The organism is Pseudoalteromonas sp. GW168-MNA-CIBAN-0100 (assembly GCF_040309225.1).
GTDB classification, from domain to species: Bacteria; Pseudomonadota; Gammaproteobacteria; order Enterobacterales; family Alteromonadaceae; genus Pseudoalteromonas; species Pseudoalteromonas arctica.
Genome location: NZ_JBEOOL010000768.1, coordinates 1 through 257 on the forward strand (window position 1 = coordinate 1; position 257 = coordinate 257).

The window sequence follows — 257 nt, forward strand, 5'->3', positions numbered from 1 at the left end:
GGTGTGGTGAGCACAAGCTCAAAATGATAGTCAGATTGTATTTTATTGAGTTCGCTAATTAGCTCTACGGTAAGACCTGAAGCACGGCTGTCAACAATCTCTATGTAGGGAGGAAATTCATAGCCACCCACTTTGACTAGGGTTTTAGCTTGAACTTGCCCAGCAAAAATAAATAGCAATAGTAATGTAATGAGTGCGGCAGACTTCACAGGTAAATCCTTTCCTAGAATACTTTCTGATATTTCATCTTATAAGAT

General features: G+C 38.9%; 1 pseudogene. It reads right to left on the reverse strand.

Going from position 1 to position 257, the window contains the following annotated elements:
* A pseudogene (locus AAEY62_RS23350) lies at positions 1-209 on the reverse strand (amino acid ABC transporter substrate-binding protein); the annotation flags it as partial.
* Positions 210-257: the final 48 nt, after the last annotated feature.